This is a genomic window from Deltaproteobacteria bacterium, assembly GCA_030654105.1.
Classification (GTDB): Bacteria; Desulfobacterota; SM23-61; order SM23-61; family SM23-61; genus JAHJQK01.
Genome location: JAURYC010000041.1, coordinates 1 through 5,778 on the forward strand (window position 1 = coordinate 1; position 5,778 = coordinate 5,778).

Here is a 5,778-nt window from a genome sequence, read left to right on the forward strand (position 1 = left end):
TGGGCGCAGATCAATGGCCGCGACGATATTCCGATTCCGGTCAAGGTGGAATTCGATGAATATTATCTGAAAAACATGTCGTTCTTCTTTGACTTCAAGATATTGTTTTTGACGTTTCTGAAGGTCGCTCGCGCGGAAAACGTCAGCCATTGATTTCGGGGGTTGAGGAGAAAGGGGGGAAAGCTCCCGATTTTTCCCCCGCCATTTTTTATCCTTCATCCCGAAGAATATCGTGGGTGCCGACGCGTCGCAGCTCCATGACCCCCTGATCGAGCCGCAAGGTCAGGCGGTATCCTTTGCTGATGCGAATCTCGAATCTGTCCGTTCCTCTCAGTTTCTTCAGCCTCAGGGAAGGATGGCGGAAATCCTCGAAAAGCAGGCATAACTGTTTATCGACACGTTCTCGGATCGCGACGGGCAGTGTCCGGTAATCCCTGAGGAAGGCGTTGGTCCGTCTAATGATCACTGTGCAGGTCCTTCATGAGGGCATCCAAACTTTCAAAATCACGGAAGTTTCCGGCGGCGATGTCGTCGTCAGCCTCCCTCTCCTTTTCCTGCCATTCTTTTGTCCAGAACCAGGCCTGATCCCGAGGCACCTTGATTGTCGTGATGGGTAATAGACGGGCAGTCCCATCTTCGATTCTGATGTCGATTTCGTCGCCAGGTTGCAGGTTCAGTGCTGTCATGACGTGTTTAGGAATGGCGATTTGCCGCTTGCTGCTGATGCGCATTGTTTTACCTCTTTACTTTTTTATCGGAGTATAGCAACTCTCCCCTCCCCTGTCAAGCGAAAAAAGAAACAGGGAGAGCTTTGAATTTCTGTCCTCCCTGTCATTGCGAGGCGCGCAACGCCATGGCAATCTTATGAATTGAGAGCTTTGAATTTTTACTGAAACGTTAAAAGTGTTCTTTGTTCCCCAATTTTCAATAAAAATTAGGGATTCATTTTCTATGACGGATATCCATCAAGGGTCAATAACCCTATTACCAAAGTAATTTCAGTTTACAATCGTTACTCGCTATCGAGGATCTTGCCCATTTTCTATCTTTGGGCATACATCTCCCTCGGTTTATGCGGTTACCAGAATTTTTGATCCCCTAAAAAGATTAAAGGCCATCTGACGAAACATGACATCGATCACATTGGTAATGATCCTGGGAAACCTGGCCCGGAAAGCCCCATGATACAAATGACTCAAACCAAAATACTGCTCAACAATATAACGCTTCTTCGAAATCTGCTTGTTGCGCTCTTTCTCAAAATGGGTAATCTTGGCCGTCGTGGTATCCTTGCGCATGATGCCGTCCTCGATATGGTTCAAACAAAGAAAGGAACGATTCGGTTCTCCAAAGTACCCTTTATCCGCATAAACTTTCCCGATGGGTTGCTCCGTGTGACAACTGGCAGCCGTACAGTAAGGAAGATAAAGAGAATCATGATGAGAGGCCGGCGTGATTTCGGTGGCCAATAAAAAGCCATGGTTGATATCGACCGAGGCATGCTCCTTTAAACCATAGTGGGGTTTATCGTTCTTGATGGTCCAGTCCGATTCTACATCCCTGGAGAACTTCAAAGGCTTCCCATTCTTGTCCAGCTTGCCCTCTGGTGTCTCTTGCTTTTCTTTGAGTTTCTTCCTCTCCTCATTGCGGAGAGGATGGCTGGCAGATAGGACTAATCGGGCATCAACGGCGATCCCTTCATGGATGGTTAAACCTTTCTGGGAAAACTGGAGGAGAAATTCACTATTGATTTTGATCATGGCCTTCTTCGACAACCTGCTTCTAAACCGGCAAAAAGTAGAATGGTCTGGAGAGGGTTGATCTATAATGGACCCCGAAATTTGGACAGGGTGATATGTTACACTTGGGAGAGAAAAAGAGGAGGCCCAAGTGGAGAATTTGAAGAAGCAGCATCCGCCGTCGTTTAAAGCGAGAGTGGCTTTAGAGGCCTTGAAGGAGATTAAGACCTCAGCTGAGTTAGCCAGTGAATTTCAGGTTCATCCCACTCAGATCCGGAGTTGGAAAGCCGCAGCGAAAAAAGGGTTAGTGGAAGTTTTTGCGGATCGGAGGAAGAAGAAAGAACTGGATCAGGAGGAGTTGATCCAGGAGCTTTACCGTCAGATCGGTCAGTTGAAAGTGGACCTGGACTGGCTCAAAAAAAAATCTGGCCTTCTCCCATAAAGAGAAGCTTCTGCTCATTGACAAAGAGAATATTGAGATTTCGATTCGCCACCAGGCCGAGCTCTTGGGGATCTCCCGATCGAGTATTTATTATCAGCCGGTGATTGATCCCTATGATCTGCTGTTGATGCAGCGGATTGATGAGCAATATACCCGGACGCCTTTTTATGGTTCCCGAAAGATGACCGCTTTTTTACGAAGGGGAGGTCATCGGGTAAATCGGAAACGGGTTCAAGGGTTGATGCGGAAGATGGGGTTGGAAGCGATTTACCCTCGGCCCCGCTTGAGCCAGGCGCATCCGGAGCATGAGATTTATCCGTATCTTTTGCGGGAGGTGAGCCTTCATCGAGTGAATCAGGTTTGGGCGGCGGACATAACGTATATTCGGCTTTGCCGGGGGTTTTTGTATCTGGTGGCCATTATGGACTGGGTTAGCCGTTATGTAGTCTCCTGGGAGCTTTCGACGAGTTTGGAAGTGGATTTTTGTCTTCTGGCTTTGGAGAGAGCTTTTCAGATTGGTTGCCCGGAGATTTTTAATACCGACCAGGGATCTCAGTTTACCAGTAAAATTTTCATCCAGAAACTGAAGGAGCAGCAGATTCAGATCAGCATGGATGGCCGGGGGCGGGTCTTTGATAATATTTTCACGGAGCGGTTGTGGCGATCCCTAAAGTACGAAGACGTCTACTTGAAAGATTATCGGACCGTTCCGGATGCCAAAGAAGGGATTGGCCAATATTTTACTCTTTACAACCAAGAGAGGCTGCATCAATCTTTGAATTATCAAACTCCGGCAGAAGTCTATTTTCAAAGAGCAGTTTTACTCTAACGAAAGATTTTGGGTTTATTTCTTTGACAATTTAAACGGAATTTAAGACCCCAAAGTGTAACATAAATAACCTAATTTTTTGTCTTGACAAAGGGGTCCACCTTAATCAAGGAAGTCCTAAGAACTTTTTGAAAAAGACGCGGTCATTAATCTGATTTTCTAACTCGGGATCAGAGGGGATGCGAAACCACTTTTGCAGTAATAATCCTTTTAGCAGCATTAAAGGGGGGTAAGCATCAGCGCCTTCTTTACTGGTTCCCGCCTGATAATGTCCCATCAATAAGGTTTCGATATGGGACCAGTCAATGATTTGATTAACTTTTTCCATCATTTTCAGACTGCGGTTATTTTCCATGGAGCTGGCAAGGGCGACTTCGGCGAAGCTGATGTTTTGGTCCAGGGTTTTATATCCCATATTCCCTCCATGAAATTTATTAAAGTGCTGAAGGGAATATGACATGAAATATCATTATAGTCAAGCGAAATCGTATAGTTATCTGATATTTTAGTAAGCTATTGGCGAAAAATTATAATAAACATTTTTGATGCCATTATTTTTTAACCAGTCAACACCAAAAAGGTATGCGGGTGAATTTAAGGGGTACTTGTGCAAAGATCTCGCTAAATGAGCGGATGGTCAACCGATCGGTCCTGTGTTGCGTTTGGGGGCGGTTTATGGTTCCCGCATCAAGGGAAACTACGAGAGGCTAACGCGTGCCTTGGCACGCAGTCGCTTTATCCCTGTCGGAAATGGTCTCAATCGACGTACGCTGGTCTATGATCAGGATGTTGGCCGTGCGGCCGTGCTGGCTGTTTCTCATCCCGCTGCGGCAGGCCGGGTCTTCAACGTAACGGATGGTGAGTTTCATACCTTGAACGAAATTATTGAATCCATTTGCTCTGCCCTGGGTCGTAAGCCGCCGCGCTTTTCTTTGCCGGTTGCCCCTATACGCTTTGCGGCGGGCATGCTGGAAGATGGAGCAAGACTATTTGGCTGCCACTCCCCAATCACACGTGCTACAGTCGACAAATATACGGAAGATGTGGCAGTGGACAGCCAGCGCATTCAAAAGGAACTCGGATTTATACCAAAGTATGATTTGTCGGCGGGCTGGAGAGAGGTAGTTCAGGAAATGCGAAGAATGGGTGAGTTGTAAAGATTGAAGGAATTAATTTTTTGAGGTTAGGATACTTCCTGACTTACTTTTTAAGTCAACTTTTTCTATATCAGCGAAGATCTATTTGAACGAGGATTATGCCTTCCTTCCGGAACCCAGATGACCGAGGAGGATCTCAGGCGAGGTGTTACCATCATAAGAAACTGCCACAAACCATCAAAAACGAAATTAGGTTAACCTTCCTGACTGAATTTTTCAGTCACTTCATATCTCCTCCTTTTGTGGGTTCCCTGAAGAATAAAGACAAAGCAGAAGCAGTATTGACCAAACTTTTTGGTTCCACCTCGCGGGCAAGAATTCTTACTCTGCAAGCATAGTTCCTCCGGGGGCGTTGGACAGGGGCAACGATATGATGTAAAATGACCTATAAGTATGAATGGAGGTAAAAAATGACTGCCACGATTTCTATTGAGATACCGCGTGAAATTATCCATGCTACCCGCATGACGCCCCAGGAATTGAAGCGCGAACTTGCCATCCACTTGTTCCAGCAAGGCAAGCTGTCTTTCGGCAAGGCCCGGGAGATGGCGGATATGACCGTCTGGGACTTCCAACAATTGCTGGGAGGCAGAGGCGTTCCCATCCATTATGACCTCGAAGACTACGAAGAAGACCTGGCAACCCTTAAGGAACTCGGCCGGCTATGAAAGTCGTAAGTAATGCCTCCGCGCTGATCAACCTGGCCCGTATTGGCAAACTCAACCTGCTGCATGAGCTGTATGGCGAGCTTGTCATTCCCGAAGCGGTGTGGCAAGAGGTGGTCATCAAGGGGGCCGGGCAACCTGGGTCGGGTGAAGTTAAGGTGGCCGCCTGGATCAAGAAGCACGCCACCACCAACAGCCAGCTTGTGCATGCCTTACAGCAGGAGCTGGATGCGGGAGAAGCTGAAGCCATTGCCCTGTCCTCGGAGATAAAAGCTGAACTTCTTCTAATGGACGAACGCCTCGGACGAGAAACTGCTCATCATCTCGGGTTGCGCTGCCTTGGGCTGATCGGCGTCCTTATTGAAGCTAGACGGAAGGGGCTCATTAGCGCCGTTAAGCCTTACCTGGATGCGTTACGCGACATGGCGGGCTTTCGTATAAAGGATGAACTCTATCTACGGGTACTTCAGGATGAAAGAGAAGTCTGAGCCCTTTCGATTCAGCTCCCAATCGACTCCCTGATATTCTTTCGTCAGCCGGCGTTTATTCGGAAGGCGCTCAACGATCTTCCCGGCATCGAGTTTATGCCTGAGGCCTCTTATGGACGCTCAAACTGCTGGCTCACGGTGATTTTGATCACTCCCGAAAAGTTTGGTGCGGATCGGGAAGTTGCAGTGAAATCTATCTGGAAAAGGCGTTTGAAGGAAATGGTTTACGACCGGCCGAACGTCTGCCGGTGGCCCAGGAACTGGGCGAAACCAGCCTGATGTTCATGGTGCATCCAACGCTGTCGGTGGATGATATGGAAGATGTGGTTCGGGCAATGGATAAAGTCATGCGCGTTGCTGTCCGCTGATGGGGATAGTATTTATCAAGAAATTACTACAGCCTACCGCCGCGAAAAATGCAGGTGTGAAGCGCGTTGTCTTGTTCAGTACGATTGCGG

General features: G+C 47.6%; 9 protein-coding genes and 2 pseudogenes. 7 read left to right on the plus strand and 4 right to left on the minus strand.

Going from position 1 to position 5,778, the window contains the following annotated elements:
- The coding region (locus tag Q7V48_01640; protein ID MDO9209444.1) for a sugar transferase at positions 1–153 on the plus strand (153 nt) is incomplete at its 5' end.
- Positions 154–208: 55 nt separating this feature from the next.
- Here Q7V48_01640 and Q7V48_01645 read toward each other — a convergent pair.
- The 3 genes from Q7V48_01645 to Q7V48_01655 form a co-directional block, all read right to left on the minus strand.
- Positions 209–466: a hypothetical protein gene (locus tag Q7V48_01645; GenBank protein ID MDO9209445.1), complete on the minus strand. Its 258-nt coding sequence runs from the start codon at positions 464–466 to the stop codon at positions 209–211.
- Positions 456–731: an AbrB/MazE/SpoVT family DNA-binding domain-containing protein gene (locus Q7V48_01650; protein MDO9209446.1), complete on the minus strand. Its 276-nt coding sequence runs from the start codon at positions 729–731 to the stop codon at positions 456–458. The genes Q7V48_01645 and Q7V48_01650 overlap by 11 nt, the downstream gene beginning before the upstream one ends.
- A gap of 339 nt (positions 732–1,070) precedes the next feature.
- Positions 1,071–1,760 carry a transposase gene (locus Q7V48_01655; GenBank protein MDO9209447.1) on the minus strand — a complete coding sequence of 230 codons (690 nt, stop codon included), beginning with the start codon at positions 1,758–1,760 and terminating at the stop codon, positions 1,071–1,073.
- Between the two features lie 139 nt (positions 1,761–1,899).
- On the opposite strand from Q7V48_01655, the gene Q7V48_01660 reads away from it, so the two are divergent.
- Positions 1,900–3,010 (plus strand): IS3 family transposase gene (locus Q7V48_01660; protein MDO9209448.1). Its coding sequence is split into 2 segments (ribosomal slippage): positions 1,900–2,163 and positions 2,165–3,010, totalling 1,110 coding nucleotides; the frame shifts between segments, so codons are not numbered across the junction.
- A gap of 106 nt (positions 3,011–3,116) precedes the next feature.
- On the opposite strand, the gene Q7V48_01665 is transcribed toward Q7V48_01660, so the two are convergent.
- Positions 3,117–3,425, minus strand: a complete 309-nt coding sequence (locus Q7V48_01665) for a transposase (protein MDO9209449.1) — start codon at positions 3,423–3,425, stop codon at positions 3,117–3,119.
- A gap of 304 nt (positions 3,426–3,729) precedes the next feature.
- Between Q7V48_01665 and Q7V48_01670 the strand changes: the two genes are divergently transcribed.
- The 5 genes and pseudogenes from Q7V48_01670 to Q7V48_01690 all read left to right on the plus strand — a co-directional run bounded on the left by Q7V48_01670 (position 3,730) and on the right by Q7V48_01690 (position 5,688).
- Positions 3,730–4,167 carry a hypothetical protein gene (locus tag Q7V48_01670; GenBank protein ID MDO9209450.1) on the plus strand — a complete coding sequence of 146 codons (438 nt, stop codon included), beginning with the start codon at positions 3,730–3,732 and terminating at the stop codon, positions 4,165–4,167.
- Positions 4,168–4,577: 410 nt separating this feature from the next.
- Positions 4,578–4,835, plus strand: a complete 258-nt coding sequence (locus Q7V48_01675) for a UPF0175 family protein (protein MDO9209451.1) — start codon at positions 4,578–4,580, stop codon at positions 4,833–4,835.
- Entirely contained in the window at positions 4,832–5,320 is a 489-nt protein-coding gene (locus Q7V48_01680; protein ID MDO9209452.1) for a DUF3368 domain-containing protein, read from the plus strand. The genes Q7V48_01675 and Q7V48_01680 overlap by 4 nt, the downstream gene beginning before the upstream one ends.
- Positions 5,321–5,380: 60 nt before the next feature.
- Positions 5,381–5,500 (plus strand): annotated as a pseudogene (locus Q7V48_01685) (pyridoxal phosphate-dependent aminotransferase).
- A pseudogene (locus Q7V48_01690) lies at positions 5,482–5,688 on the plus strand (aminotransferase). The pseudogenes Q7V48_01685 and Q7V48_01690 overlap by 19 nt, the downstream one beginning before the upstream one ends.
- Positions 5,689–5,778 lie beyond the last annotated feature (90 nt).

What these genes read in the sequence shown, in the direction of transcription:
- Q7V48_01650 (MDO9209446.1), bottom strand. Translation starts at nt 731, where the DNA reads ATGCGCATCAGCAGCAAGCGGCAAATCGCCATTCCTAAACACGTCATG.
- Q7V48_01655 (MDO9209447.1), bottom strand. Translation starts at nt 1,760, where the DNA reads ATGATCAAAATCAATAGTGAATTTCTCCTCCAGTTTTCCCAGAAAGGT.
- Q7V48_01665 (MDO9209449.1), bottom strand. Translation starts at nt 3,425, where the DNA reads ATGGGATATAAAACCCTGGACCAAAACATCAGCTTCGCCGAAGTCGCC.
- Q7V48_01675 (MDO9209451.1), top strand. Translation starts at nt 4,578, where the DNA reads ATGACTGCCACGATTTCTATTGAGATACCGCGTGAAATTATCCATGCT.
- Q7V48_01680 (MDO9209452.1), top strand. Translation starts at nt 4,832, where the DNA reads ATGAAAGTCGTAAGTAATGCCTCCGCGCTGATCAACCTGGCCCGTATT.